The organism is Pseudomonas sp. MWU12-3088, from assembly GCF_023242405.1.
Lineage (GTDB): Bacteria > Pseudomonadota > Gammaproteobacteria > Pseudomonadales > Pseudomonadaceae > Aquipseudomonas > Aquipseudomonas kribbensis.
Genome location: NZ_JALJEA010000017.1, coordinates 18,768 through 44,430 on the forward strand (window position 1 = coordinate 18,768; position 25,663 = coordinate 44,430).

26 protein-coding genes are annotated in these 25,663 nt (G+C 62.1%); 14 read left to right on the top strand and 12 right to left on the bottom strand.

Annotated features, from left to right (window positions below; genetic code table 11):
* Positions 1-281 precede the first annotated feature (281 nt).
* Positions 282-1,004 carry a response regulator gene (locus M5B98_RS27405; protein WP_085711000.1) on the top strand — a complete coding sequence of 241 codons (723 nt, stop codon included), beginning with the start codon at positions 282-284 and terminating at the stop codon, positions 1,002-1,004.
* Positions 1,001-2,611: an ATP-binding protein gene (locus tag M5B98_RS27410; RefSeq protein WP_248740072.1), complete on the top strand. Its 1,611-nt coding sequence runs from the start codon at positions 1,001-1,003 to the stop codon at positions 2,609-2,611. Before M5B98_RS27405 ends, M5B98_RS27410 begins: the two co-directional genes overlap by 4 nt.
* A 6-nt stretch (positions 2,612-2,617) precedes the next feature.
* Here the strand turns inward: M5B98_RS27410 and M5B98_RS27415 are convergent, their stop codons facing one another.
* Both M5B98_RS27415 and M5B98_RS27420 read right to left on the bottom strand, forming a co-directional pair.
* A complete protein-coding gene (locus M5B98_RS27415) occupies positions 2,618-3,343 on the bottom strand; it encodes a 4'-phosphopantetheinyl transferase family protein (protein ID WP_248744565.1) in 726 nt (241 codons plus the stop codon).
* Between the two features lie 84 nt (positions 3,344-3,427).
* Entirely contained in the window at positions 3,428-4,219 is a 792-nt protein-coding gene (locus M5B98_RS27420; protein WP_114884849.1) for a dienelactone hydrolase family protein, read from the bottom strand.
* Positions 4,220-4,425: 206 nt separating this feature from the next.
* Here M5B98_RS27420 and M5B98_RS27425 point away from each other — a divergent pair, with 206 nt between their 5' ends.
* Positions 4,426-5,103: a response regulator transcription factor gene (locus M5B98_RS27425; RefSeq protein ID WP_085710996.1), complete on the top strand. Its 678-nt coding sequence runs from the start codon at positions 4,426-4,428 to the stop codon at positions 5,101-5,103.
* Complete coding sequence (locus M5B98_RS27430) at positions 5,100-6,446, top strand: ATP-binding protein (RefSeq protein ID WP_248744566.1); 1,347 nt, start codon at positions 5,100-5,102, stop codon at positions 6,444-6,446. The genes M5B98_RS27425 and M5B98_RS27430 overlap by 4 nt, the downstream gene beginning before the upstream one ends.
* 4 nt (positions 6,447-6,450) lie before the next feature.
* Here M5B98_RS27430 and M5B98_RS27435 read toward each other — a convergent pair whose 3' ends face one another.
* The gene (locus M5B98_RS27435; RefSeq protein ID WP_248744567.1) at positions 6,451-7,449 is read right to left on the bottom strand and encodes an AraC family transcriptional regulator; all 999 of its coding nucleotides are present in this window, start codon (positions 7,447-7,449) and stop codon (positions 6,451-6,453) included.
* Positions 7,450-7,802: 353 nt separating this feature from the next.
* On the opposite strand from M5B98_RS27435, the gene M5B98_RS27440 reads away from it, so the two are divergent.
* Positions 7,803-9,137: a dicarboxylate/amino acid:cation symporter gene (locus tag M5B98_RS27440; protein ID WP_085710993.1), complete on the top strand. Its 1,335-nt coding sequence runs from the start codon at positions 7,803-7,805 to the stop codon at positions 9,135-9,137.
* Positions 9,138-9,295: 158 nt separating this feature from the next.
* Positions 9,296-10,477, top strand: a complete 1,182-nt coding sequence (locus tag M5B98_RS27445; protein ID WP_248744568.1) for a CaiB/BaiF CoA transferase family protein — start codon at positions 9,296-9,298, stop codon at positions 10,475-10,477.
* Between the two features lies 1 nt (position 10,478).
* Here the strand turns inward: M5B98_RS27445 and M5B98_RS27450 are convergent, their stop codons facing one another.
* Positions 10,479-10,973 carry a SprT family zinc-dependent metalloprotease gene (locus M5B98_RS27450; RefSeq protein ID WP_248744569.1) on the bottom strand — a complete coding sequence of 165 codons (495 nt, stop codon included), beginning with the start codon at positions 10,971-10,973 and terminating at the stop codon, positions 10,479-10,481.
* A 157-nt stretch (positions 10,974-11,130) separates the two neighbouring features.
* Positions 11,131-11,733: a Yip1 family protein gene (locus M5B98_RS27455; RefSeq protein WP_085710991.1), complete on the bottom strand. Its 603-nt coding sequence runs from the start codon at positions 11,731-11,733 to the stop codon at positions 11,131-11,133.
* A gap of 289 nt (positions 11,734-12,022) precedes the next feature.
* Between M5B98_RS27455 and ttcA the strand changes: the two genes are divergently transcribed.
* Both ttcA and M5B98_RS27465 read left to right on the top strand, forming a co-directional pair.
* Positions 12,023-12,847: a tRNA 2-thiocytidine(32) synthetase TtcA gene (gene ttcA, locus M5B98_RS27460; RefSeq protein WP_064598661.1), complete on the top strand. Its 825-nt coding sequence runs from the start codon at positions 12,023-12,025 to the stop codon at positions 12,845-12,847.
* Between the two features lie 69 nt (positions 12,848-12,916).
* Positions 12,917-13,591: a DNA-3-methyladenine glycosylase I gene (locus M5B98_RS27465; RefSeq protein ID WP_085730411.1), complete on the top strand. Its 675-nt coding sequence runs from the start codon at positions 12,917-12,919 to the stop codon at positions 13,589-13,591.
* Positions 13,592-13,642: 51 nt separating this feature from the next.
* Here the strand turns inward: M5B98_RS27465 and M5B98_RS27470 are convergent, their stop codons facing one another.
* From M5B98_RS27470 to arsC, 3 genes are read right to left on the bottom strand one after another with little or no spacing between them, the layout of a single operon-like run.
* Positions 13,643-14,068 carry a DUF2069 domain-containing protein gene (locus M5B98_RS27470; protein WP_248744570.1) on the bottom strand — a complete coding sequence of 142 codons (426 nt, stop codon included), beginning with the start codon at positions 14,066-14,068 and terminating at the stop codon, positions 13,643-13,645.
* A 1-nt stretch (position 14,069) separates the two neighbouring features.
* Positions 14,070-14,666: an NAD(P)H:quinone oxidoreductase gene (wrbA, locus tag M5B98_RS27475; protein WP_085683574.1), complete on the bottom strand. Its 597-nt coding sequence runs from the start codon at positions 14,664-14,666 to the stop codon at positions 14,070-14,072.
* Entirely contained in the window at positions 14,663-15,016 is a 354-nt protein-coding gene (gene arsC / locus M5B98_RS27480; RefSeq protein WP_115078888.1) for an arsenate reductase (glutaredoxin), read from the bottom strand. Before arsC ends, wrbA begins: the two co-directional genes overlap by 4 nt.
* Before the next feature lie 114 nt (positions 15,017-15,130).
* Here arsC and M5B98_RS27485 point away from each other — a divergent pair, with 114 nt between their 5' ends.
* Positions 15,131-15,598, top strand: a complete 468-nt coding sequence (locus M5B98_RS27485; RefSeq protein WP_248744571.1) for a TlpA disulfide reductase family protein — start codon at positions 15,131-15,133, stop codon at positions 15,596-15,598.
* 39 nt (positions 15,599-15,637) lie between these two features.
* On the opposite strand, the gene M5B98_RS27490 is transcribed toward M5B98_RS27485, so the two are convergent.
* Complete coding sequence (locus M5B98_RS27490) at positions 15,638-16,042, bottom strand: META domain-containing protein (RefSeq protein WP_248744593.1); 405 nt, start codon at positions 16,040-16,042, stop codon at positions 15,638-15,640.
* Positions 16,042-16,476 carry a hypothetical protein gene (locus M5B98_RS27495; protein WP_248744572.1) on the bottom strand — a complete coding sequence of 145 codons (435 nt, stop codon included), beginning with the start codon at positions 16,474-16,476 and terminating at the stop codon, positions 16,042-16,044. The genes M5B98_RS27490 and M5B98_RS27495 overlap by 1 nt, the downstream gene beginning before the upstream one ends.
* 133 nt (positions 16,477-16,609) lie before the next feature.
* Here M5B98_RS27495 and M5B98_RS27500 point away from each other — a divergent pair, with 133 nt between their 5' ends.
* On the top strand, positions 16,610-17,053 hold the full coding sequence (locus M5B98_RS27500; protein ID WP_248744573.1) for a hypothetical protein: 444 nt from the start codon (positions 16,610-16,612) through the stop codon (positions 17,051-17,053).
* A gap of 13 nt (positions 17,054-17,066) precedes the next feature.
* Here M5B98_RS27500 and M5B98_RS27505 read toward each other — a convergent pair whose 3' ends face one another.
* Complete coding sequence (locus M5B98_RS27505) at positions 17,067-18,056, bottom strand: 2-hydroxyacid dehydrogenase (RefSeq protein ID WP_248744574.1); 990 nt, start codon at positions 18,054-18,056, stop codon at positions 17,067-17,069.
* A gap of 83 nt (positions 18,057-18,139) precedes the next feature.
* A complete protein-coding gene (locus tag M5B98_RS27510; protein WP_248744575.1) occupies positions 18,140-20,893 on the bottom strand; it encodes a response regulator in 2,754 nt (917 codons plus the stop codon).
* A 217-nt stretch (positions 20,894-21,110) separates the two neighbouring features.
* On the opposite strand from M5B98_RS27510, the gene M5B98_RS27515 reads away from it, so the two are divergent.
* From M5B98_RS27515 to rlmD, 4 genes are all read left to right on the top strand, one after another.
* Positions 21,111-21,833 carry a response regulator transcription factor gene (locus M5B98_RS27515; protein WP_248744576.1) on the top strand — a complete coding sequence of 241 codons (723 nt, stop codon included), beginning with the start codon at positions 21,111-21,113 and terminating at the stop codon, positions 21,831-21,833.
* Positions 21,820-23,244: a sensor histidine kinase gene (locus tag M5B98_RS27520; RefSeq protein WP_248744577.1), complete on the top strand. Its 1,425-nt coding sequence runs from the start codon at positions 21,820-21,822 to the stop codon at positions 23,242-23,244. Before M5B98_RS27515 ends, M5B98_RS27520 begins: the two co-directional genes overlap by 14 nt.
* 137 nt (positions 23,245-23,381) lie before the next feature.
* Positions 23,382-24,284, top strand: a complete 903-nt coding sequence (gene cysM / locus M5B98_RS27525; protein ID WP_248744578.1) for a cysteine synthase CysM — start codon at positions 23,382-23,384, stop codon at positions 24,282-24,284.
* Positions 24,284-25,636, top strand: coding sequence for a 23S rRNA (uracil(1939)-C(5))-methyltransferase RlmD (rlmD, locus tag M5B98_RS27530; protein ID WP_248744579.1), 1,353 nt, complete (start codon positions 24,284-24,286; stop codon positions 25,634-25,636). Before cysM ends, rlmD begins: the two co-directional genes overlap by 1 nt.
* Positions 25,637-25,663 lie beyond the last annotated feature (27 nt).

A 25,663-nucleotide genomic window follows, 5' to 3' on the forward strand; every position in this document is an offset into this window, starting at 1 on the left:
AATTGTGTGCGAAACAGGGAAAACCTTTGTAGGCCGTGAACCTGCTGAGCTAGACCGTTTGTCACTGTTTTTTCGCCGGGAAAAACGCTTCAGCGGATTTTTAAGGGCGCGAACCCTATCACAAAAAACGGCCTTGTCCGAACGCATTTACCGACTTGTGTTCTCGCTGTACGCCGTTTATACAATCGGCCCTGACACACGCATTCTTATCCTCCTTAAAGATGACAAAAAGACGGGAGGATCCTTCCTTTATTCGCAGCATCGGCAAGCAGAGGTCACCCGTGGAGCAAGAAGCCTGGCAGGTATTGATAGTCGAGGACGACCAGCGTCTGGCCGAACTGACCCGCGAATACCTGCAAGCCAACGGATTGCGTGTGGAGATCGAAGGCAACGGGGCGCTGGCGGCGGCGCGGATCATCAAGGAACAGCCGGATCTGGTGATCCTCGACCTGATGCTCCCCGGTGAAGACGGCCTGAGCATCTGCCGCAAGGTGCGCGACCAGTACGACGGGCCGATCCTCATGCTGACCGCGCGTACCGACGACGCCGACCAGATCCTCGGCCTCGACATCGGCGCCGATGATTACGTGTGCAAACCGGTCCGCCCACGACTGTTGCTCGCGCGCATCCAGGCGTTGTTGCGACGCAGTGACGCACCGGAGCCGGCGGCGGGCAAACCACGCCGTCTGCAATTCGGCCCGCTGGTAGTGGACAACGCCTTGCGCGAAGCCTGGCTGAGCGACAGCGGCATCGAGTTGACCAGCGCCGAATTCGATCTGCTGTGGCTGCTGGTGTCCAACGCCGGGCGCATCCTGTCACGGGAAGAAATCTTCACCGCGTTGCGCGGCATTGGTTACGACGGTCAGGACCGCTCGATCGATGTGCGCATCTCGCGCATCCGCCCGAAGATCGGCGACGACCCCGATCATCCGCGCCTGATCAAGACTGTGCGCAGCAAAGGTTATCTGTTCGTGCCTGAAGCCTGCGTAGAACTGCCGCTGTGAACTCGATCTTCCTGCGCATCTATGGCGGCATGTGCGCGGCGCTGATTCTGGTGGCGGTACTCGGCGTGCTGGCGCTGCACCTGCTCAACCAGGTGCGCAGCGAGCAATACCGCGAACGCCTGGCCCATGGCACGTTTTCGCTGATGGCCGACAACCTGCAACCGATGAACGAGACCGAGCGCCACCGCGCCTTGCTGGTGTGGGAGCGGCTGCTGGGGATTCCGCTGACGTTGCAGACGTTCACCCAGACCGATCTCGATCTGACCCAGCGCACCCGCGTGCAGCGCGGCCAGGCCTTGGTGGAGCAGACCGGGCCGCACGCGGCAAAGGTCTATCGACTGGTCAGCGACAAGGAGCAGTTGGTGCTGGTCGGCGAGGTGCAGCAGATCAGCGAGCAACTGGCCCGGGCGACCATCTACCTGCTGGCCGATGAACTGGTGCGGGTGCCGGTGGGCGAGCAGCCCAAACGCCTCGCGCAATTAAAGGAAGAGAAGGGCTTCGGCTTCGATCTGCGGCTGGTTACCGTGGACGAGGCCGACATGGATGAAGACCAGAGCCGTCGCGTCTCGGAAGGCGATACGGTGATGGCGCTGGGCAAGGGCGGTGATTCGATTCGGGTGTTCGCCGGGATGGTCGGCACGCCGTGGGTGCTGGAAATCGGCCCGCTCTATCAGATGAATCCGTACCCGCCGCAATGGCTGGTGCTGATTGCCGCTTTGGGTCTGACCCTGATCGGCCTCATCGTCTATTTATTGGTGCGTCAGCTGGAGCGGCGATTGCGCGGTCTCGAAGCAGCGGCCACGCGCATCGCCAAGGGCAGCCTGGAAACCCGTGTTCCGGCACGCGGTGCCGACTCGGTGGGCAAACTGGCGGCGGCGTTCAACGGCATGGCCGAGCACCTGCAACAGTTGCTGGCGATCCAGCGTGAGCTGGTGCGCGCGGTGTCCCATGAGTTGCGCACGCCGGTGGCGCGCCTGCGATTCGGTCTGGAAATGATCGGCTCGGCTACCACCCCGCAAGCGCTGGAGAAGTACCGCGAGGGCATGGACCACGACATCGAGGACCTCGATAAGCTGGTGGACGAAATGCTCACCTATGCGCGGCTGGAGCAGGGCTCGCCGGCGCTGACCTTCCAGCGCATCGACCTCGATGCACTGGTCAATCAGGTGATCGAAGAGCTGGCGCCACTGCGCGCCGACGTCACGGTGCAACGCGGCTTGTGCCTGTCGGCGGCTGATTGCGACGATGCCTGGGTCGAGGCCGAGCCGCGTTATCTGCATCGCGCCTTGCAGAATCTGGTGGGCAACGCCATGCGTCATGCACGCTCGAAGGTCACGGTCAGTTATCAGGTCGGGCAGATGCGTTGCCGGGTGGATGTCGAGGACGACGGCCCCGGTGTGCCGGAAAGTGCCTGGGAGAAAATCTTCACGCCCTTTCTGCGGCTGGATGACAGTCGTACCCGGGCGTCCGGTGGGCATGGATTGGGGCTGTCGATCGTGCGGCGGATCATTCACTGGCATGACGGCCGGGCGCTGATCGGCAAGAGCAAGAGTCTGGGCGGGGCGTGTTTCAGCCTGAGCTGGCCGCGGAATCAGGAGCGGCGCTGAAACCGCTCAAGCCTGGATGCTGACCAGGCTCAACAACTGCCCGTCGTGCACCCCGAACTGTGCATCCAGTTCGGTCCCGTTGCGCCATTCGCTGGACAGGTCCGTCAGCAGTCGCAACCGTACCTGACCATGTTCGGTCCACTCGAGCACTTCGGCGTGCTCGAAATAGAAACGCTTCTGAACGATCGGGTACAAGGCCTTGAACAGGCTTTCCTTCACCGAAAACGTCAGCGTCACCCACAGCGCCAGTTGATCGCGAGCGCCGGCGGCCATGCGCTGCAGCTCCGCTGGCGTGAGGATTTCCCCGGCCAGGCGTTCGGCCCGTTCGGCGTTGAGCAGGTTTTCCATATCCATGCCCAGCCCGCGCCAGTGTCGTTTGTTGGCGACAATCGCCGCCGCCCGACCGGTGCTGTGGGTGATCGAGCCGCAGATATGTGCCGGCCACACCGGTGCGCGATCCTCGCCAATGGCCGGGACACTGCCTGAGCCTTCCAGCTGCTCTAGCGCAGCCCGGGCGCAGACCCGCCCGGCGAGAAACTCCGCCTGACGCTTGGCCACCGAGCGCTGGATGCTCGGTGGCGGCTCGATGGCGCTGCGGCGGAAATCATCGCCGAGCAATTGCGACGGGTCGAAATGGGTGCTCAGCAGCACGGTGTCCGGCAGCACGATCGGCAATGGCCAATGGGCATCGAGCGGGGTGCAGCAGGCGGGGAGGAGAGGGCTGGAATTCATGGCGGGCATTTTGCCGGGTTGCTTTGAGGCTGGATAGTGCGCAGGTGTGGAACGTTCCCGCGCAGGGCGCGGGAACCAGTGGGCTCAGCCAAAGATTTTCTTGAAAAAGGCCTGCATGTCCGCCCAGGATTTTTCATCCGCAGCCTTGTTGTAGCCGATGTCCGGGCCACCGTGATCGCCGTGGCTCAAGCGATCCGCATCGGGGTTGGTGAAACCATGCTTGGCGCCGTCGAGGCTGACGAATTTATAGTCGGCGCCGGCCTTGTCCATTTCAGACTTGAACGCCGTGACGTTGTCGGCGGTGACCATGCTGTCCAGTGCGCCGTGCTCGACGAGGATTTTCGCCTTGACGCTGCCGGGCGTCGCCGGAGTCTTGGTGGCGAGTGCGCCGTGGAAGCTCACCACACCCGCCAGTGGTACACCCTGGCGCGCCGCATTCAATACCACGCCACCACCGAAGCAGTAGCCGATGGCGGCCAGTTTGCCGGTGTCGGTCTGTGGCTGCTTTTTCAGCAGGTCGAGGCCGGCCTCGAAACGTTTGCTGGCGGCATCGGCGTTCTGGGTGGCCGCCTGCATGAACGCCATCGCATCTTTCGGGTGCTCGGTGTTCTTGCCGTCACCGTACATGTCGATCGCCAGGGCGCTGTAGCCGAGCCCGGCGAGATCCCGGGCGCGGCGCTTGGCGTAGTCGTTCAGCCCCCACCATTCATGGACCACCACCACACCGGGGCGAGGTCCCTTGATCGCGTCGTCATAGGCGTAATAACCGATCAGTTTCGTGCCATCGGCGCTCTGATAAGGTATTTCCTCAGTCTTGATCGCAGCCGCGCTGAGGCTGCTGAAGGCGAGCAGGGTGAGGGCAAGGAACAGGCGCATGATCGGGTCTCCTGACAATAAAAGGTCAAGACAGCCTAGTTCATTTGATTGCGCCCGGGTTCAGGGTGCGTTCAGGGCAGGTACAGGCCGGGTTCAGTAATCTTGAACCACGTCCGAGGGATGAAATGAACAGGACCCTCAAAAGCGGCAGTACACCGTTGTCGCAGGTATGCTGTTGGAGATGCTGATTGGCCCGGGAGAGTGTCATGAAACTGTTGGTCGTCGAAGATGAAGCGCTGTTGCGCCATCACCTGCAAACCCGCCTGACGGAAAGCGGTCACGTGGTCGAGTCCGTGGCCAATGCCGAAGAGGCGCTGTACCAGACCGGGCAATTCAATTTTGACCTGGCGGTGATCGACCTCGGCCTGCCGGGCATGGGCGGACTCGATTTGATCCGCCAGTTGCGCCAGGACGGCAAGAGCTTTCCGATCCTGATCCTCACCGCCCGTGGCAACTGGCAGGACAAGGTCGAAGGCCTGGCCGCCGGTGCCGACGATTACCTGGTCAAGCCGTTCCAGTTCGAAGAGCTTGAAGCCCGGCTCAATGCGCTGCTGCGTCGCTCCAGCGGTTTTACCCAGTCGTCCATCGTCGCCGGGCCGCTGCTGCTCGACCTCAATCGCAAACAGGCGACCCTCGATGAGCAGCCGCTGGCGCTGACCGCCTACGAATACCGGATTCTCGAGTACCTGATGCGTCACCACCAGCAAGTGGTGCCCAAGGATCGCCTGATGGAACAGCTGTACCCGGACGACGACGAGCGTGATCCGAACGTGATCGAAGTGCTGGTCGGACGTCTGCGGCGCAAGCTCGAAGGCCCGGCCGGGTTCAAGCCGATCGACACGGTGCGCGGGCTCGGCTACCTGTTCAATGAGCGCTGCACTTGATCCGTTCGCTTCGCGTTCGCTTGATGTTGGCCGCCACGACGTTGGCGGTGTTGTTCATGCTCGCCCTGCTTCCGGCGATGCAAGGGGCGTTCAGCCTGGCGCTGCAGGATTCCATCGAGCAGCGCCTGGCTTCGGATGTCACCACACTGATTTCTGCGGCACGGATTGAAAACGGTCGGCTGGTGATGCCGATGCAGTTGCCGGACGAGCGTTTCAACCTCGCCGACTTCCGTCTGCTCGGCTACATCTACGACCGCGAAGGTCATCTGGTCTGGCGCTCGAAAGCGACCCAGGAAGAACAGATCAACTACAAACCGCGTTACGACGGGATGGGCAGCGAGTTTGCGCGGATTCGCGAAGCCAGCGGTCAGGAGTTCTTCGTCTACGACGTCGAAGTCAAACTGCTCGGCGGCAAGAACGCGGCATTCAGCATCGTCGCGCTGCAACCGGTGCGTGAATACGAAACCACCCTCGAAGGCCTGCGGGAAAACCTCTACCTCGGCTTCGGCGCTGCGTTGCTGGTGCTGCTTTCGTTGCTGTGGATCGGCCTGACCTGGGGCCTGAAAGCCCTGCGCAGGCTCAGTCAGGAACTGGACGAAATCGAAAGCGGCACCCGCGAAAGCCTCACCGAACAGCACCCTCGTGAACTGTTGCGCCTGACCGGCTCGCTCAACCGCTTGCTGCACAGCGAGCGTCAGCAACGCAGCCGTTACCGCGACTCCCTCGACGATCTGGCCCACAGCCTGAAAACCCCGTTGGCGGTGTTGCAGGGCGTCAGCGAGGACATGGCCCAGCGCCCCGAAGATCGCGATCAGGCCTGGGTGCTGCAAACCCAGATCGAACGCATGAGTCAGCAGATCAGCTACCAGTTGCAACGCGCCAGCCTGCGCAAAAGCGGTCTGGTGCGCCATCAGGTACGCCTGCGCCCGGTGCTCAAAAGCCTGTGCGACACTCTGGACAAGGTCTACCGCGACAAGCGCGTCCGCGTGGCATTCGACCTGCCGGAACACTGCTACCTGCCGATCGAGCAGGGCGCCTTGCTGGAAATGCTGGGCAACCTGCTGGAAAACGCCTATCGCCTGTGCCTGGGTGAAGTGCGTATCAGCGTGCGCGAAACCCTGGCCGGAATCGAGTTGTGCATCGAAGACGACGGTCCCGGCGTGCCACAGCATCAACGGGCGCGGATCCTTGAACGCGGTGAACGTCTGGATCGCCAGCACCCGGGGCAGGGGATCGGCCTGGCGGTAGTCAAGGACATCATCGAGAGCTACAACGCCAAATTGACCCTGGGCGATTCGCCGATGGGCGGGGCGGCGTTCAGGATTCATTTTCCGGCGGTGTGACCGCCTACTGCTCCTGCGCCCGATACGCCCCCGGCGTCAGCCCCGTCCACTTCTTGAACGCTCGATGAAACGCTGACGGCTCGGAGAACCCGAGCTGTTCGGCGATCTGTTGCAACGACAGATCCGCCCGCCCCAGGTGATAGATCGCAATGTCCCGGCGCAACTGATCCTTCAACTCCTGAAAACTGGTGCCTTCCTCGCGCAAATGCCGGCGCAGGGTTTGCGGGCTGATGTGCAGGTGCGCCGCGACGGCTTCCAGGTCCGGCCAGCGCGCACTGTCATGGCTGAGCAGGCGACGTAACCGGCTGCTGAGGCTGTTGCCGTCGTCCGGGCGAGACAGCAGGTCGGCGGGGGAGCGTTCGAGAAAGTGCTTGAGTGTGCGCTCGTCCTGCAACAGCGGCATGTGCAGATAGCGACTGTGAAACACCAGACTGCTTTGCGGCGCCGAAAACGCCAGCGGACACGAGAACAGCAAATCGTACTCTGCCCCGTGCGCCGGTTTCGGGTAGCTGAAACTTGCCTGTTCCAGACGAATCCGCTGGCCGATCAGCCAGCTGCCGAGGCGATGCCAGATCACCAGCAGGCTCTCGGAGAGAAAGTGATCCGGGTCCCACCATTGCGCATCGTCGAGGCTCAGACGCACCCATTCGTCTTCATGGGTCAGGCTCAGGCGCGGGGCCTCGGGGAATAGGCTATAAAACAATAAGCCGCGCTGCAGAGCCTTTTCCAGGCTGCGGCAATGGATGATGGCGTGGCACATCATGGCGAAACTGCCGGTCTTGCTGGGCGCGTTGCCGAAGCCCAGGCATTCGTCGTCCAGGGCCAGCCACAGGTTCTGGATCAGTCGGGTGAACAGTTCCGGGGCGATCCGCGCACGGGGCTCGTCGAGCAGTTCGGGACTGATGCCCAGTTGCAGCAGCAGGCCCGAATAATCGAATCCGCGACGGCGTGCGCCGACGAGGGCGGCACGGGCGAAGTGACTGGCGATGGTGCGTTCGCGCATAAGCGGCAAATCCTTCCTCTGGCGACCGATGGTAGCCGGCGGCCCTGATCGGCAACAAGGCGGATTTCCGCCAAATTGTAGGACGAGAGCAGGTGTGTTGGCGGAAATCCGCCACACTTGAGTAACCGGATGGTGACACAGAAAAACCTGCATCCCCTGATATCAAAAGGCTTGCAGCGATTTGCACCAAAGTGGCACGACGTTTGCGATAAGAGCGACAGAAGCGTGCGCCGAGCCGGTCCGGGCAAGCGCCGTTCGACACAACAAATCCCTCCAGTGCAGGAGGGTTCGCAATTCAAGTGTCGCGTTCAACAGATGGATGTTGCCACGCGGGACTCTTGAGGAACTTTGCAATGACGACTCGTCAGCCACTGTACAAATCCCTGTATTTCCAGGTGATCGTCGCAATCTGTATCGGTATTGCGCTCGGCCACTACTACCCGCAGTTCGGCGTGGCCGTAAAGCCACTGGGTGACGGGTTCATCAAACTGATCAAAATGATCATCGCCCCGATCATTTTCTGCACCGTGGTCAGCGGCATCGCCGGCATGCAGAGCATGAAGTCGGTCGGCAAGACCGGCGGTTACGCACTCCTGTACTTCGAAATCGTTTCGACCATCGCCCTGCTGGTCGGCCTGATCGTGGTCAACATCGTGCAGCCGGGCAACGGCATGCACATTGACGTCGCCACCCTCGACGCCTCGAAAGTCGCCACCTACGTGCAGCAAGGTGCTGACCAGAGCGTTGTCGGCTTCCTGCTGAACGTGATCCCGACCACCATCGTCGGCGCGTTCGCCACCGGTGACATCCTGCAAGTGCTGATGTTCTCGGTGATTTTCGGTTTCGCCCTGCACCGCCTGGGTGCCTACGGCAAGCCGATCCTGGACTTTATTGATCGCTTCGCCCACGTGATGTTCAACATCATCAACATGATCATGAAGCTTGCGCCGATCGGTGCCTTCGGTGCGATGGCCTTCACCATCGGCGCTTACGGTGTCGGCTCGCTGGTGCAGCTGGGTCAACTGATGGCGTGCTTCTACATCACCTGTCTGGCGTTCATCCTGATCGTGCTGGGTGCCATCGCCCGCATGCATGGCTTCAGCGTGCTGAAGATGATCCGCTACATCCGTGAAGAGCTGCTGATCGTACTCGGCACTTCCTCGTCGGAATCGGTACTGCCACGCATGCTGATCAAGATGGAGCGTCTGGGCGCGAAGAAATCGGTAGTGGGTCTGGTGATCCCGACCGGTTACTCGTTCAACCTCGACGGTACCGCGATCTACCTGACCATGGCGGCTGTGTTCATCGCTCAGGCGACCGACACCCACATGGACATCACTCACCAGATCACCCTGCTGGTGGTGCTGCTGCTGTCCTCCAAAGGCGCCGCCGGTGTGACCGGTTCGGGCTTCATCGTGCTGGCCGCCACCCTGTCGGCGGTAGGTCACCTGCCGGTAGCCGGTCTGGCGCTGATCCTGGGGATCGACCGCTTCATGTCCGAAGCCCGCGCCCTGACCAACCTGGTCGGCAATGCCGTTGCGACCATCGTTGTGGCCAAGTGGGTCAAGGAACTGGACACCGACGTACTGGACGCCGAGCTGGCCTCGGGCGGTCGCGGTATCGTCGACCAGCGTCACGAAGACGACCTGGGTGTGGCCGAAGGCCCGACCCCGAGCAATGTGAAGTAAGCATCGCTTGAATGGGAAAACCTGCTTCGGCGGGTTTTTTCATGTCTGCGATTTAAGTGCACGATTTGAGCACAACGGTCAGCGCAACTGACGCATCCGGTAATTGCCCCATTGTTCATGGCTGCCTAGGCTGCATGCATCGTTGATGGAGATCGCCCATGTCTGCACCGTTGGCCTCACTGAAGATTCTGGATTTCTCGACCCTGCTGCCGGGGCCGTTCGCCTCGCTGTTGCTGGCGGACATGGGCGCCGAGGTGTTGCGCATCGAATCGCCGACCCGCCTTGATCTGCTGCGGGTGTTGCCGCCTCACGATCACGGAGTCTCGGCCAGCCACGCTTATCTGAACCGCAACAAGCGCAGCCTGGCGCTGGATCTCAAGCAACCCGAGGCGCTGGAGCTGGTGAAGCAGTTGCTGGCGGACTACGACATCGTGCTGGAGCAGTTCCGCCCCGGCGTGATGGAGCGGCTGGGGCTGGGCTACGAGGCGCTGAAGGCGATCAATCCGAAGCTGATTTATGTGTCGATCACCGGTTACGGCCAGACCGGGCCGTACAAGGATCGCGCCGGCCACGACATCAACTATCTGGCGCTGGCCGGGCTCTCCAGTTACACCGGGCGCGCCGACAGCGGGCCGTTGCCGCTGGGCATGCAGGTGGCGGATATCGCAGGTGGCTCGCTGCACGGGGTGATCGGCCTGTTGGCGGCAGTGATATCACGACAGCAAACCGGGCAGGGCACGCACCTGGATGTGAGCATGACCGACTGCGCCTTCAGCCTGAACGCCATGGCCGGTGCCGGATATCTGGCCTGCGGCGAGGAGCCGGGCTGGGAGGATCAGATGCTCAATGGTGGCAGTTTCTATGATTACTACCGTTCTCGCGACGGGCGCTGGATGTCGGTGGGCAGTCTGGAGCCGGCGTTCATGCAGCAACTGTGTGCGGCGCTGGGGCGGCCGGAACTGGCGGCTCAGGGGTTGTCACCCAAGCCTGAGCAGCAACGCGCACTCAAGGACGCCTTGAAGGTCGAGTTCGAGAAGCATGACTTTGCTGAATTGTGCGAGCTGTTCGCCGGGGTTGATGCCTGCGTCGAACCGGTATTGAGCCTGGGCGAGGCGGTGCAGCACCCGCAGTTGCAGGCGCGGGAACTGGTGGCGCAGGTGCCCCGTGGAGATGGCTCGTCACAGGCGCAGATCGCTTGTCCACTGAAGTTCTCCGAAGCGTTGCCGGCGCCGCGACATGTGGGGGCGGCGCTGGGGCAGCATACGGATCAGGTGTTGGGGGAGTTGGGCTTGAGTGTTGAGCGCATTGCCGAATTGCGGCGAGCCAAGGTGATCGCCTGACTCACTCGACCCGCATCTCGCCACTGAACACCAGGGTGTTGCGACAGCGTCGGCACAAATAGCGCCGGCCTTGCCGCACCAGACTATGGCGCTGGGCCGAAAACGGAAAATCACTGTCGGCACACGGGCATTTGTAGATATAGCGGGTCACGCTGCGGCGTTTGATTTCATAAGTATGGCAGCGATCCGGCGGCAGCTCGTAAACGCCGCGCATGATCAGTTGCCACTCCTCGCCATGGGGCTGGATGCGGTCGCCGAACAGTTGATGGGCGATCAGGTGCGCGACTTCGTGGGCCACGGTCTGCTTGAGGAAGTGTTCGGTGTTCTCCCGGTACAGCTGCGGGTTGAAGCGCAGCAGGTTCTCGTGCAGATGCGCGACCCCGGCTTTTTGCCCGCGCAGCTTGAGGCTCACCGCCGGGCGTTTGAAAGGACGTTTGAAAAAGGATTCAGCGAGTTGGAAACAGTCTTCGACGCGGGTATTGAGTTGCTCGGGCATGCTTGATGGATCTCCAGAGAGTCGGAGTATGCCGCAACCGTCCGGCCTTGCGTATCGCCGAACTGCCGAATGGTCGTGGCGCTTTTCCCTGGCATGAGAAGGCCGCCTTGCGGCGGCCTGTGTTGGCGGATCTTGTTCTTCTCGGCGGTGCGACCAGCTAATTTGTGTAGACGGGCCCCACGCCCAGTCCCCAGACAATCACGGTAAACGCCATGATGGCCACCAGCACCACCAGACCCACCGCCAGCACCGAGCTGGAAAACAGAAATCCCTCGTCAGACGGAATGTTCATGAAGGTCGGCAGCCCCACATACAGCAGGTACACCGTGTAGCAGATGGCCGCCGTACCTACGATCATCCCCAGCCACATATGCGGATACAGCGCCGCCAGGCCACCGACGAACAGCGGTGTCGCGGTGTAGGTGGCAAACGCGACGCAACGGGCCAGGCTCGGGTTGGCGTCATAGGTGCGGGCCATCCAGTGCACGAAGGCACCCATGACCGCGACCCCGCCGAGCATCGCCAGGTACGACATGATGGTCATCCACAACGCGCTTTCGACGGTGAGCATCACCGGGGCGCGGCTGCCGATGACCCAGCCGACCTGCGTTGTGCCGATAAACGCCGAAACAGCGGGGATCGCCGCCAGAATCAGCGTGTGTGTCAGGTACATGTGGCTGATGCTTTCCTCTTGGTCGCCACGGATTTCCTTCCATTCCTGATCGGGGTGGGTAAAAAGTCCCACTACGTGATGGATCATGCCAGTCACTCCTCTCGTTATTGCCATCGCCCCCCAGCGGAGCGCCTACGGGCCAATGTGGCCGAGCAAATACAGGTCTTCAGATTGCGTGCGACCTTATGTCGCAGTATAGGAAGGTCTTAACCGCACAGGTATTGGGGTCTTAGAGCAAATCGCGCTGTAAACCGGCGGGGTAATCGCGTCGGGGTCTGTGCAAACGGGCATTCGAGGGGGCGACAACCTGTGGCCACAACCCCGGTGTTTTTGCGTAAAATGCCCGCCTTTCGTCACACCTCACGGATTTCGCGTCATGGGCACTCTTACGGTCAACCAGAACAAACTGCAAAAGCGCCTGCGCCGCCTGGCCGGCGAAGCAGTCACCGACTTCAACATGATCGAAGACGGCGACAAGGTCATGGTCTGTCTGTCCGGAGGCAAGGACAGCTACACCATGCTCGACGTGCTGATGCACCTGCAGAAGGTTGCACCGATCAAGTTCGAGATCGTCGCCGTGAACATGGACCAGAAGCAGCCGGGCTTTCCCGAGCACGTGCTGCCGGCCTATCTCAAAGAGCTGGGCATCGAGTACCACATCGTCGAGAAAGACACCTACTCGGTGGTCAAGGAACTGATCCCGGAAGGCAAGACCACTTGTTCGCTGTGCTCGCGCCTGCGTCGCGGCACGCTGTACACCTTCGCCGACGAAATCGGTGCGACCAAAATGGCCCTCGGTCATCACCGCGACGACATCGTCGAGACGTTCTTCCTCAACATGTTCTTCAACGGCAGCCTCAAGGCCATGCCACCGAAGCTGCGCGCCGACGACGGACGCAACGTGGTGATCCGTCCGCTGGCCTACTGCAACGAGAAAGACATCCAGGCCTACTCGGACTTCAAGCAATTCCCGATCATCCCGTGCAACCTCTGCGGCTCCCAGGAAAACCTGCAGCGTCAGGTGGTCAAGGAAATGCTGGTGGACTGGGAGCGCAAGACTCCGGGCCGTACCGAGAGCATTTTCCGCAGCCTGCAGAACGTGATCCCGTCGCAACTGGCCGACCGTAACCTGTTCGACTTCACCAGCCTGAAGATTGATGAAACCGCGGCTTCGCGTTTCGTCAACGTGGTGAACCTGTAAGCGATCCGATCGCTTGAAAAAAAACGGCGCTCGCGGGCGCCGTTTTCCATTCGTTTTTTAGGAGAGGGCATGCGCGATTACAAGTGGCTGCACGAATACTGTCTGAACCGCTTCGGTTCGGCGGCTGAACTGGAAGCCCATCTGCCCGTTCCCAAGACCCCGGCGCAACTGCGCCAGATCAGCGACGACCGTTATCTCTCGACCATGGCCCTGCGGGTGTTTCGTGCCGGGCTCAAACACAGCCTGGTGGACGCCAAGTGGCCGGCCTTCGAGGAAGTGTTCTTCAAGTTCGACCCGGAAAAAGTCGTGCTGATGAGCGCCGAACACCTTGAGCGGTTGATGCAGGACGCACGGATCATCCGTCACCTGGGCAAACTGAAAAGCGTGCCGCGCAATGCGCAGTTCATTCTGGACGTCGAGAAAGAGAAGGGCAGTTTCGGCGCATTGCTGGCGGACTGGCCGGTGACCGATATCGTCGGCCTGTGGACCTACCTGAAAAAGCATGGTCATCAATTGGGCGGGCTGTCGGCGCCACGCTTCCTGCGCATGGTCGGCAAGGACACGTTCGTGCCGAGCTACGATGTGGTCGCGGCGTTGAATGCACAGAAGATCGTCGACAAGGCGCCGAGCAGTCTGCGGGATCTGGCCACGGTACAGAACGCGTTCAACCAGTGGCATGAAGAAAGCGGTGGGCGGCCGATGAGCCAGATTTCGATGATGCTGGCGTATACCGTCAATCATTGAGACCGAGTGATCGTTCCCGCGCAATACGTGGGAACGATCTCGGGACAGCTGTCAGGCGACGGAGACTTCGCCTTCGCCGGCCAGCTTGCGGTTCAGCTGATACCGCCAGCGCACATACAGCAGCGCCGAGCAGAACACCGCCAGACTGGCGATCATCTCCAGCACGCCGAACACCTGGCGGCTCGGGTCATATGCCGCCAGTGCGCCCTTGATGAAATACAGGTTCACCACAAAGCACATCCACGAATGCCCGCGGGTGCTGCCCATGATCATGCCCGGTGCCAGCACCAGCCACGGGATCAGTTCGATCAGCAGAATCACCCACGGCCGTGCGCCGTGCAGGTCGGCGAACACCAGGTAATACGCGGCGAGCAGTCCGGCCAGACCGAAAAAGCACAGCAGACTGATCACCCGCATTGCCCGCACACGGGGCTCCAGCCATTCGACGGCGGGCAGGACTTTCGGCTTTCGGGCCATCTCAGTTCCCCAGCTTCTGGGCCGTTTTGGCCAGGCGTGCGCCCAGTGCGCGGCACAGCGCCACTTCGTGCTGATCGAGACCGCTTTTGCCATCAGCCCCGGCATGATGGCTGGCGCCGTACGGCGTGCCGCCCCCCTGGGTTTCGAGCAGCGCCGACTCGCTGTAGGGCAGGCCGGTGATCAACATGCCGTGGTGCAGCAGCGGCAGCATCATCGACAGCAGTGTGGTTTCCTGGCCGCCGTGCAGGCTGGCGGTGGACGTGAACACCCCGGCCGGTTTGCCGACCAGCGCGCCGGTCAGCCACAGGTTGCTGGTGCCGTCGAGGAAGTATTTGAGCGGCGCGGCCATGTTGCCGAAACGGGTCGGGCTGCCGAGGGCCAGGCCGGCGCAGTTCTTCAGGTCATCCAGCGTGGCGTACAGCGCGCCTTCATCCGGAATGTCCGGCGATACGGCTTCGCACTCGGTCGAAATCGCTGGCACGGTGCGTAGGCGCGCTTCGAGGCCGGCCTGTTCGACACCCCGGGCAATCTGCCGGGCCATTTCGTTGGTCGAACCGCTGCGGCTGTAATACAGAACCAGAATGTACGGCGCACTCACGGCAACAGCTCCAGGATCTGCTCCGGTGGGCGGCCGATGACGGCCTTGTCGCCGGCTTCGAGAATCGGGCGCTCCATCAACTTGGGATGCGCGGCGATCGCGTCGATCAATTGTTTCTCGGTGAGACTGGCATCGGCCAGGTTCAGGGTCTTGTATTCGTCTTCGCCGGTGCGCAGCAGTTGCCGGGCGCTGATGCCCAGCTTGCCGAGCAGGGCCTTGATTTGCGCGGCGTCCAGCGGCGTTTCGAGGTAGCGCACCACGTTCGGCGTCAGGCCACGGGCTTCGAGCAGTTCGAGCGCACCGCGGGATTTCGAGCAGCGCGGGTTGTGATAAAGCGTCAGATCGGTCATGGGCGGGTCGCTTCTTGCGTAGAGTGGCGGCTATTCTAACTGTGCAGCGCGCAATCCAGAACCTTGGGAGGCGATGGGTCGCAGGCGCATTCAATTTTTCACAAGGAACACGACATGACACGGCGACTGGCAGCGGCATTGACGATCATCGGGGCGTTGATGCTGGGGGGCTGCGGTAACGACTACGGCATCGATCAGAACGGGCAGAAAGTCGCGTCCGAGCGCCTCGACAAACAATGGGTGGTACTCAATTACTGGGCCGAATGGTGCGGTCCGTGCCGCACGGAAATCCCGGAACTCAATCATCTGGCCGAAGAACTCAAGGGCAAGAAGATCGGGGTGTTCGGGGTCAACTTCGACAATGTGCAGGGTGAAGAACTGAAAGGTGCCAGCGAGAAACTCGGCATCAAGTTCACCGTGCTGGCGCAGGATCCGGCGGATCTGTTCGAACTGCCGCGCAGCGAAGCCTTGCCGGTGACCTACATCATCGACAACAAGGGTAAGGTGCGGGAACAGTTGATGGGTGAGCAGACGGCGGCGGGGGTGATGGCGAAGCTTGAGGCGCTGCAGGCGACCAATTGAGGATCGTTCCCACGCGGTGCGCGGGAACGATCAGAAGGCTCAGCCCTCTTCCAGCCACCAGCGCAACGGCTTGCCTTCGGCAGGCCAGAAGCGCATCTGCTCGATGGGCGAAATGTCCCAGCGCTCGACTTTCTCCAGGGCCTGCAGGAAACGCTGTTCCTGTTCCATCAGCGCTGGAGCGCAGAGTTTGCGGGTCTTGCCGATCTTGCCGAAGCTGAGCTTGTCGCCATCGAGGGTGTAGGGCGCGAACCAGTGATTGCAGCCGCCATTGCCGTAGGCCCGGCCATCCTCGCCGAGGGTCACGGTCAGGTGGCTGTAATCCATCAGTGGCCGCTCGCCGATCCATTCCAGAATGTAGCTGCGGTCCTGTTGCAGTTGCACAGGCTCCGCGGCGCAGCCCATCAGGCCGGCGCCGACAGCGGCGGTCAGGGCCAGGCGTTTCATCATGCAGGCTCCTGGCATTTCGGGCACAGGTGCTTGTCACCGACGGTTTTCCAGCCCAGCTCGGCGATGCGCGCCGTGGCGGCCGGTTTCTCGGCCGGTTTGCCAAGTTTGGCGTCTACCGCGAATTCGAAGCTCAGCTCCTTGGCGCAACTGTCGCAGTTGACCTGCCAAGTGTGGATCGCCAGTTCGCCGAACACCGGGCCGGTGGTCATCGCAGTCCATTGACCTGGCGGGTTGATCAGATGGCGGACGGTGTCGACGGTCAGGCGCATGGACAAGTCCTTGCTGCCTTTGAGGGTCACGACCAGCACGTCACCGATACGGATCGAGCCACCGTTGCCGGTGACCTGATAACGGCCCGGTACGAGGGCGCGGCATTCGGTGAGGGTGTGTTGCGGGTTCATCAGGGTGTAGCGGAAATCGTGTTCGACCATGGGTCCTCCAAATATGCGCGACATGCTAGCACGGGCTTGATTGCAGAATAACGCGCACGTGCGACCTTCGATCCGGTTCAAATCGACACCACAGTCGTGGCAAACTGCCGCCTTCATCTCTAAGGAACGGAACATGGCGCTGATCGAATGTTATGAATGCAAGCGGAGCGTGAGCTCCGAAGCGACGGCGTGCATTCATTGCGGGGCTCCGTTGACGGAGGCGCAGGCACCGGCCAGGGCGAGCTCCGGTGGATCAACGATTTCCTTTGGCAGTCTGCCCCGGAACAAGGCGGTTCCCGAAGCTTTCGTCGCAGCCCCCGCGCCTGCCCCGGAACCCAAAGTCATGCCCGCCGCTGCCGGACGCCGGCGCCGGCAACAGGCCGAGCGAGCGGCCGAACCTCGGTTGAATGCCGACGGCGTGCGTCCGGTCGAAGGCTGGTTGAAGATCATGGCGTTCCTGATGCCGATGATCTTTGTCTGGTTCCTGCTGCGCAGCGGTCATTCCCTCAAGCAGCGGCTTTTCGGGTTCGGCTGGCTGGGGCTGCTGATCCTCGCGTCTTCCCTGTCCCCGTCCTGAAAAAACTGATGCTTCAACCCTCGACCTGGTTCTGCGGCGATCCCGCCGCCCAGGTCGCGATGTTATGCAGGGTGGTCGCGGCAATCGCACCCAATGCTTCGCGGGTCAGGAACGCCTGATGCGCGGTAATGATCACGTTGGGGAAGGTCAGCAGCCGCGCCAGCACGTCGTCCTGTAACGGCAGGTCGGAGCGGTCTTCGAAAAACAGCTGCGCCTCTTCTTCGTAAACATCCAGCCCCAGATAACCCAGCTGACCGTCCTTCAGGGCGTCGATCAGTGCCGGCGTGTCCACCAGGCCACCGCGGCCGGTGTTGATCAGCATCGCGCCCGGCTGCATGTGCGCCAGCGAATCACGGTTGATCAGGTGCTTGCTCTGCTCGTTGAGCGGGCAGTGCAGGCTGATGATCTGCGATTGCGCCAGCAGTTGCGGCAGGCTCAGGTAGCGCGCGCCCAGGGCTTCGACGGCCGGGTTCGGATACGGGTCGAAGGCCAGCAGCTCACAGCCGAAACCGTGCATGATTTTCGCGAATGTGGCGCCGATCTGGCCGGTGCCGACAATGCCGACGGTCTTGCCGACCAGATCGAACCCGGTGAGGCCGTGCAGGCTGAAATCGCCTTCGCGGGTGCGGTTGTAGGCTCGGTGCAGGCGGCGGTTGAGCGCAAGAATCAGTGCCACTGCATGTTCAGCCACCGCGTGGGGCGAGTAGGCCGGAACGCGCACGACCATCAGCCCCAGGCGTTTGGCAGCGTTCAGGTCGACATGGTTGTAACCCGCCGAGCGCAAGGCGATCAGCCGGGTTCCGCCGGCCACCAGACGTTCCAGCACGGGAGCGCCGAGGTCGTCGTTGATGAAGGCGCAGACCACTTCGTGGCGGTCGGCCAGTGGTGCCGTGTCGAGACTCAGTCGGGCCGGTTGAAAGTGCAGTTCGATGCCGGCCGGGCAGTCGACGGCAAGGAAACTGTCGCGGTCGTAGGTCTGGCTGCTGAAAACGATCGTGCGCATGCAATCCTCCTGAAGCATCGACGCGGGCGCGAATCACCCGCGACCACTTTAGCCGCATCGGCGTTGACCGGCATTGCCGTGGATCAGGCGCTGATCTTCGCCTGCGCCGCCAGACGATTGATCGCCCGCTCCAGTTCATCCAGTGCGGTCGAGGCCTTGGGATCTTCCTGTTTGAGCAGGGTTTCGCTGCGCTGGCAGGCTGCACGCAATTGCGGAACGCCGCAGTAGCGGGTGGCGCCGTGCAGACGATGCACCCGTTCGAGCAGACCGTTCTGATCCTGATTGTCGCGGGCCGTGCGAATGGCTTCACGGTCGGCCTCGAGCGAAGCCAGCAACATGGCCAGCATGTCCGCCGCCAGATCCGCCTTGCCGGCGGCCAGGCGCAAGCCTTCCTCGTGATCCAGTACCGGCAGGTCCTGATTACCCACGAGGCTTTCACCGCCACGGTCCGGTGCCTGATTGCGTAGGGCAAGGCCGGTCCATTTCAGTACTACTTGCGCCAGTTGCCGCTCGCTGATCGGTTTGGTCAGATAGTCGTCCATGCCGCTTTGCAGCAGTGCGCGTTTTTCATTGGCCATGGCGTGGGCGGTAAGGGCGACGATCGGCAGCGGCGTGCAATGACGCTCGCTTTCCCACTGACGGATCGTCTCGGTGCTCTGGCGCCCGTCCATGCCCGGCATCTGCACGTCCATCAGCACCAGATCGAAGGTTTCGCTCTGCACAGCCTTGACTGCGGCGTAACCGCTTTCGACGGCCAGCACCTTGGCGCCCATGTCTTCGAGCAATGTCTGCACCAGCAACAGGTTGGCCGGGTTGTCGTCGACACACAGCACTTTCGGTGCACGGCTCGACAGCGGTTCGCCGGGTTCGCTGCGCGTCTGGCGCGGGTTGACCATGTCCGACAGTGCCCGGCGCAGCTTGCGGGTGCAGGCCGGTTTGGACTGGAGCTGGCTGTGCGGGTTGGGCACCGAGAGATGGAACAGCGTCAGTTCGGTGGTCGGGCACAACACCAGTACCCGGCAGCCGAGGTGTTCGAGATCCCAGATGTGCTGGTTGAGGCGTTCCGGTGGCATGTCGTTGCTGGTGATGCCGAGCACCGCCAGATCGATGGCCTGATCGGTCTGATGGGCGCCGGTGACGCCATTGGTCAGGCTTTCCAGGGTATTGAACGGGGTGACGTCGAGCCCGCAGTCTTCCAGTTGATGCTGCAACGCCTGACGCGCCAGTTCGTGGTTTTCCAGCACCGCCACCCGGCGCCCGAGCAGTGGAGCGGCGGGCAGGTCTTCGGCATCGTCGCGGGTCTTGGGCAGACTCAGGCTGATCCAGAATTCCGAACCTTCGCCCGGGGTACTGTCGACGCCGATCTCGCCGCCCATCTGTTCGATCAGGCGCTTGGAAATCACCAGACCGAGACCGGTGCCGCCGGGCTGGCGCGACAGCGAGTTGTCAGCCTGGCTGAACGCCTGGAACAACGCGCGCACGTCCTGGTTCGACAGGCCGATACCGGTGTCCTGAATGCTGATGCGCAATTGCACGCTGTCTTCGTGTTCTTCTTCGAGCATCGCCCGGGCGACGATGGTGCCCTCGCGGGTGAACTTGATGGCGTTGCTCACCAGGTTGGTGAGGATCTGCTTGAGCCGCAGCGGATCGCCGACCAGCGACAACGGCGTGTCGCGATAGACCAGGCTCACCAGTTCCAGCTGCTTGGCGTGGGCAGCAGGGGCGAGAATGTTCAGGGTGTCCTGCAACAGGTCGCGCAGGTTGAACGGGATATGGTCGAGCACCAGTTTGCCGGCCTCGATTTTCGAGAAGTCGAGGATCTCGTTGATGATCCCCAGCAGGCTGTCGGCGGATTTTTCGATGGTGCCCAGATAGTCGAGCTGGCGCGGGGTCAGCTCGCTTTTCTGCAACAGGTGGGTGAAGCCGAGAATGCCGTTGAGCGGTGTGCAGATTTCGTGGCTCATGTTGGCGAGGAACTCGGACTTGATCCGGCTCGCTTCCAGGGCCTCCTTGCGGGCCAGGTCCAGTTCGATGTTCTGGATCTCGATGGTCTCCAGATTCTGGCGCACGTCTTCGGTAGCCTGATCGACGCTGTGCTGCAATTCTTCCCGGGCGTTTTGCAGGGTGCCGGCCATGCGGTTGATGCCGGATGCGAGCTCGTCCAGTTCCTGACTGCCGAGGGGCGGCAAGCGGGTTTCCAGATGACCGTCCTTGAGCTGCGCGACCGCCTGTTTGATCTGGCTGATCGGGCGATTGATCGTGCGGCCCATGCGCAGGGCCAGCAATGCGGCGCCGGCCAGACCCGCCGCAATCAGCAACAGGCTGGCGAACAGGCTGCGGTAGCCGCGCAGCAACATGCCGTTGTGCGAGAGTTCCAGTTCGACCCAGCCGAGCAGGCGGTCGGATTCTTCAGGGATCAGTTCTCCGGCGAGGTTGCGATGCTTGCCGAACACCGGCATCAGATAGCGGGTGGCGTCGTTGCCGCTGCGCCGCAGCAGTTGTGTGCTGTCGCCGCTGGGGGCCTGGTTGAGCATGGTCGGGCCGGCATGGGCCAGCGGCGAGCGGTCGGGCGCGAGGAAGGTCACCGCGCGCACGTCCGGCTGTTCAAGGGATTGGGTGGCGATGCGCTCGAGCAGATCGGAATCGCCGTGCCCCATGGCCGGCGCCACCAGTGGCGCGAGTTGCTCGGCGATCATTTCGCCGCGCTGCATCAATTGGGTCTGCAGGTCGGACTGCTGCGTCCAGGTGAAATAGCCGCCCAGCACCAGCGCCATCAGGCTGGTCGGCAACAGGGTCAGCAACAACACGCGACCTTTGATTCCCAGTTTCTTGAGCACGCCTATCTCCTGCATCCCGCTGATCATTGACTCTTGCGTGCTTCCGGCACGCGGCATGGGCGCAGTGTAGCGATTTGCTTGCGGGCATTCCCGGGAAAAATCATGTCGTGATCGGTCGTTTCGGCGCTGGTCATTTGTCCGGGAGGTCAACCTTGGGTTGCCGGGCGGCGGGCAATCTTTAATAATCCCCACAACTGAGAATTATTTGCAGATAGTCATGACTCCTGTCTCTGTTGGCCAGCCACGCATTCTTTCCATCGAGGACGATCCCGTCCTCGGTGCCTATGTTCACGAACAATTGGGGCGCAGCGGCTTCCAGGTCACCTGGTGCCAGAGCGGCAGCGAAGGCCTGAGCATCGCCCGGCGCCAGCCGTTCGATGTGGTGTTGATGGACATACTGTTGCCGGGGCTCGACGGCCTGAATGTGCTGACGCAACTGCGCCAGAGCCATTCCACGCCGGTGCTGCTGATGTCGGCGCTGGGGGCCGAGGCCGATCGCATCAGCGGTTTCCGTCTGGGGGCCGACGACTATCTGCCCAAGCCGTTCAGCATGGCCGAGCTGCATGTGCGGATCGAAGCGATCCTGCGGCGGGTCGCTCTCGATCGGCGTCCTGCAATCAGCGTTGAGCCTGTAGCGGCGGGCGGTCTGCATTTCGACGATGAGCAGTGCGAAGTGTCCTACCACAATCAACCCGCAGGCCTGACCCGCAGCGAGTACCGCTTGCTGGAAACCCTCAATCGCAATGACGAGGAGGTGCTGAGCAAGGCTTTCCTTTATCAGCACGTGCTCCAGCGCGGCTACGCGGCCCACGACCGCAGCCTCGACATGCACATCAGCCAGATCCGCCGCAAACTCAAAGCGATCGGCTACACCGAGCGGGAAGTGCGCACCGTGTGGGGCAAGGGCTATGTTCTGAGCGCTGTCGATGAAGATGTCTGATCTGCCGGGCCGGCATTCGCTGTTCTGGAAACTGGCGTGTCTGCTGGTGGCGTTTTGTCTGCTGATGATCTGGTTGAGCTGGTCCTGGGGGCGCTATATGGAGGAGCGCAACCAGTTCCTTTCCGACGAGGCGCGCGGAACCTTGGCGCGTTATGCCGCCGAAGCCGAAGCGGCGTGGCAGCGCGATCAGCGTGTCGGCATTGACCGCTGGTTGCAGAGCATGGAATTGCGCGAGGCCGGTTGGGTCGGCGTGATTGGTGGCAACCTGCAGTCGCTGAGCAGTGATCCGCTGAACGCACAGGAAATCCAGCACCTGACCTTTCTGCGCGGCCTCGACTGGCCGATTCACAAGCAGGGCCGACCGTGGCTGCGCGTGCCATTTCCCACAGAACCGGCCGCCGGCAGCCTGGTCATCGAGCTGCCTGAACGCTTCCTGCCGGGCAAATACCGGGTGTTCTGGCGAGTGATCACCAATGGTGTGATTCCCGGTCTGTTCACTTTGCTGCTGTGCGTGGGCCTTTACCGTTTGTTGGTGGTGCCGCTGAACAACCTGCGCGAACAGGCCAACGCGTGGCGCGCCGATCAACTGAATGTGCGCCTGTCGAGCGGCATCACCCAGCGCCCGGACGAACTCGGCGAGCTGGCCCGGGCCTTCGACTCGATGTCCGAACGCCTGCAATCGACCGTTGCCCTGCAGCAGCAATTGCTGCGCGACCTGTCCCATGAACTGCGCACGCCCCTGAGCCGCCTGCGGGTGGCCAGTGAAAGCGAGCAGGACCTGTTGCCGTTGCGCGAGCGCATTGGCCGCGAAGTCGATGGCATGCAGCGGCTGGTCGAAGACACCCTGCAACTGGCCTGGCTCGAAACCGAACGTGCACCGCTGCCGGACGAAGCGATCCAGATCCAGGCCCTGTGGGAAATGCTCACGGAAAACGCCTGTTACGAAAGTTGCTGTCCGACAGGGAAGTTGCAATGTGCGGTGGATGCATCGTGCTGGGTGCGCGGCAACCTCAATACCCTGGCCCAGGCGCTGGAAAACATCCTGCGCAATGCGATCCGTCATTCGCCCAGCGGCGGCATCGTGCGGCTGGATGGACGGCGTGACGGAGACTATTGGCATCTATGGCTGGAGGATGAGGGCGGCGGTGTGGCCGAGGCGGATCTTGAGCGGATCTTCTCGCCGTTCACCCGACTCGACGGCTCGCGGCCGGGGGACGGTGGTTTCGGTCTGGGGTTGAGCATTGCGAGGAATGCGGTCCAGCGCCAGGGCGGGACTTTGTGGGCCGAGAACGGCCAATCGGGATTGCGATTGAATCTGCGGTTGGTGGCGGATGACAGCGCCGCCCATTCCGACGCCTTCGCTGGCAAGCCAGCTCCCACAGTGGACATGAGTCACCAGCGAATTGTGTGAGCAGTAAAATTCGCACCACCGGCGCGACTTTTACTGCTTATTCCAAGAAACCATAAGCACCGCACTTTGCGTGATATGGGCCGCGCAGGTTTGCCGGTATGATAGGCGCCCCCGCTGTCCGGATTGCGAAAAACGCCATGACCTTGCAGTACCCAACCATCGCCGATTGCGTCGGCAACACGCCGCTGGTGCGTTTGCAGCGCCTGCCCGGTGTCACCAGCAACACCCTATTGCTCAAGCTCGAAGGGAACAACCCTGCGGGTTCGGTGAAGGATCGTCCGGCGCTGTCGATGATCACCCGTGCCGAGTTGCGCGGGCAGATCCACGCCGGCGATACGCTGATCGAAGCGACCTCGGGCAACACCGGGATCGCCCTGGCGATGGCTGCCGCGATCAAGGGTTACAAGATGATCCTGATCATGCCGGACAACTCCAGCGCCGAGCGCAAGGCGGCGATGACCGCTTATGGCGCGGAGCTGATTCTGGTCAGTCAGGAAGAGGGCATGGAAGGCGCTCGCGATCTGGCCCAGCGGATGGAAGCCGAAGGCCGTGGCAAGGTGCTGGATCAGTTCGCCAACGGCGACAACCCCGAAGCGCACTACACCACCACCGGCCCGGAAATCTGGCGTCAGACCCAGGGCTCCATTACCCATTTCGTCAGCTCCATGGGGACCACCGGGACCATCATGGGCGTGTCGCGCTATCTGAAAGAGCAGAGCGAAAACGTGCAGATCATCGGCCTGCAACCGATGGAAGGCTCGGCCATTCCCGGCATCCGCCGCTGGCCGCAGGAATACCTGCCGAAGATTTATCAGGCTGATCGTGTCGACCGTATCGTCGACATGGCGCAAAGCGAAGCCGAAGACGTCACCCGTCGTCTGGCCCGGGAAGAAGGCATCTTCTGTGGCGTGTCCTCGGGCGGTGCGGTGGCAGCGATGCTGCGCCTGTCCAAAGAAGTTGAAAACGCGGTGATCGTCGCGATCATCTGTGACCGTGGCGACCGATACCTGTCGACCGGCATTTTCGACGCGGCCAACTGATGGCCAAGCACGAGAGAGGCCTGCGCTTCCAGCCCACCGGCGGCAGCAAGGCCCCGCAACTCCCGACCGGCAAAAAGCAGCGCTTGAAGATCGAGCGCCTGGCGAATGACGGTCGCGGCATCGCGTTTTTTGAAGGCAAAACCTGGTTCGTCCTCGGCGCCCTCGCCGGTGAAGAGGTCGAAGCGCGAGTGCTTGGCGCCCACGGCAAAGTGGTCGAGGCGCGCACCGAGCGTGTGTTCACCGCCAGCGAATTGCGTCGCCCGGCAGCTTGTCAGCACGCCGGTCGCTGCGGCGGTTGCAGCGTCCAGCATCTGCCCCACGGCGAACAGCTTGCCCTGAAACAGCGCATGCTCGCCGAACAGCTTTCGCGAGTCGCCGGTGTCGAGCCCGAGGAATGGGCCGCACCCTTGACCGGTCCGGAATTCGGCTACCGTCGCCGCGCCCGTATTGCCGTGCGTTGGGACAGCAAAGCCAAAAACCTTGAAGTCGGTTTCCGCGCTGCCGGCAGTCAGGACATCGTGGCGATCAACGAATGCCCGGTGCTGGTACAGGCCTTGCAGCCGATCATGACCCGCTTGCCGGAGATGCTCCGTCGCCTGAGCAAACCGCAGGCGCTGGGGCATGTGGAATTGTTCAGTGGCTCGTCCCTGGCCGTTCTGCTGCGTCACATGGCGCCGTTGTCCGAGGCCGATCTGACGATCCTCAAGGATTTCTGCGCCTTCCATGAAGCGCAGTTGTGGCTGCACGGCGAAGGTGAGCCGCAGCCGGTCGATGCCACGCAGTCGCTGGGCTATCGCCTTGAGCAGTGGGATCTGGAGCTGGCCTGGCGGCCGGGGGATTTCATTCAGGTCAATGCCGGGGTCAACGAAGCCATGGTCGCCCAGGCGCTGGACTGGTTGAAACCGACCGCCGATGAGCGCGTGCTCGACCTGTTCTGCGGTCTCGGCAACTTTGCCTTGCCGCTGGCCAAAGCCGTGCGCGAAGTGGTGGCGATCGAAGGTGTGCAGACCATGGTCGATCGCGCCGCCGCCAACGCCACCAGTAACAATTTGCATAACACAAAGTTTTTTCAGGCCGATTTATCCCAGCCTTTGACCGATGCCGAATGGATCGGAAACGGCTTTTCTGCGGTACTCTTGGACCCACCGCGTGACGGTGCTTTCGAGGTGGTGCGCAAGCTCGCGACCCTGGGTGCCGAGCGGTTGGTGTATGTGTCGTGCAACCCTGCAACTCTGGCGCGCGATACGGTCGAATTGATCAAGCAGGGCTACCGGTTAAAACGTGCCGGGATTCTCGATATGTTTCCTCAGACGGCACATGTCGAGGCCATGGCGTTATTTGAAGCGAGCTAGGATGGCTCGTCTGATCCGACTGATCCG

Coding starts and splice junctions, on each gene's coding strand:
- M5B98_RS27415 (WP_248744565.1), bottom strand. CDS start 3,343: ATGAATTCCAGCCCTCTCCTCCCCGCCTGCTGCACCCCGCTCGATGCC.
- M5B98_RS27420 (WP_114884849.1), bottom strand. CDS start 4,219: ATGCGCCTGTTCCTTGCCCTCACCCTGCTCGCCTTCAGCAGCCTCAGC.
- M5B98_RS27425 (WP_085710996.1), top strand. CDS start 4,426: ATGAAACTGTTGGTCGTCGAAGATGAAGCGCTGTTGCGCCATCACCTG.
- M5B98_RS27435 (WP_248744567.1), bottom strand. CDS start 7,449: ATGCGCGAACGCACCATCGCCAGTCACTTCGCCCGTGCCGCCCTCGTC.
- M5B98_RS27440 (WP_085710993.1), top strand. CDS start 7,803: ATGACGACTCGTCAGCCACTGTACAAATCCCTGTATTTCCAGGTGATC.
- M5B98_RS27445 (WP_248744568.1), top strand. CDS start 9,296: ATGTCTGCACCGTTGGCCTCACTGAAGATTCTGGATTTCTCGACCCTG.
- M5B98_RS27450 (WP_248744569.1), bottom strand. CDS start 10,973: ATGCCCGAGCAACTCAATACCCGCGTCGAAGACTGTTTCCAACTCGCT.
- M5B98_RS27455 (WP_085710991.1), bottom strand. CDS start 11,733: ATGATCCATCACGTAGTGGGACTTTTTACCCACCCCGATCAGGAATGG.
- ttcA (WP_064598661.1), top strand. CDS start 12,023: ATGGGCACTCTTACGGTCAACCAGAACAAACTGCAAAAGCGCCTGCGC.
- M5B98_RS27465 (WP_085730411.1), top strand. CDS start 12,917: ATGCGCGATTACAAGTGGCTGCACGAATACTGTCTGAACCGCTTCGGT.
- M5B98_RS27470 (WP_248744570.1), bottom strand. CDS start 14,068: ATGGCCCGAAAGCCGAAAGTCCTGCCCGCCGTCGAATGGCTGGAGCCC.
- arsC (WP_115078888.1), bottom strand. CDS start 15,016: ATGACCGATCTGACGCTTTATCACAACCCGCGCTGCTCGAAATCCCGC.
- M5B98_RS27485 (WP_248744571.1), top strand. CDS start 15,131: ATGACACGGCGACTGGCAGCGGCATTGACGATCATCGGGGCGTTGATG.
- M5B98_RS27490 (WP_248744593.1), bottom strand. CDS start 16,042: ATGAAACGCCTGGCCCTGACCGCCGCTGTCGGCGCCGGCCTGATGGGC.
- M5B98_RS27495 (WP_248744572.1), bottom strand. CDS start 16,476: ATGGTCGAACACGATTTCCGCTACACCCTGATGAACCCGCAACACACC.
- M5B98_RS27500 (WP_248744573.1), top strand. CDS start 16,610: ATGGCGCTGATCGAATGTTATGAATGCAAGCGGAGCGTGAGCTCCGAA.
- M5B98_RS27505 (WP_248744574.1), bottom strand. CDS start 18,056: ATGCGCACGATCGTTTTCAGCAGCCAGACCTACGACCGCGACAGTTTC.
- M5B98_RS27515 (WP_248744576.1), top strand. CDS start 21,111: ATGACTCCTGTCTCTGTTGGCCAGCCACGCATTCTTTCCATCGAGGAC.
- M5B98_RS27520 (WP_248744577.1), top strand. CDS start 21,820: ATGAAGATGTCTGATCTGCCGGGCCGGCATTCGCTGTTCTGGAAACTG.
- cysM (WP_248744578.1), top strand. CDS start 23,382: ATGACCTTGCAGTACCCAACCATCGCCGATTGCGTCGGCAACACGCCG.
- rlmD (WP_248744579.1), top strand. CDS start 24,284: ATGGCCAAGCACGAGAGAGGCCTGCGCTTCCAGCCCACCGGCGGCAGC.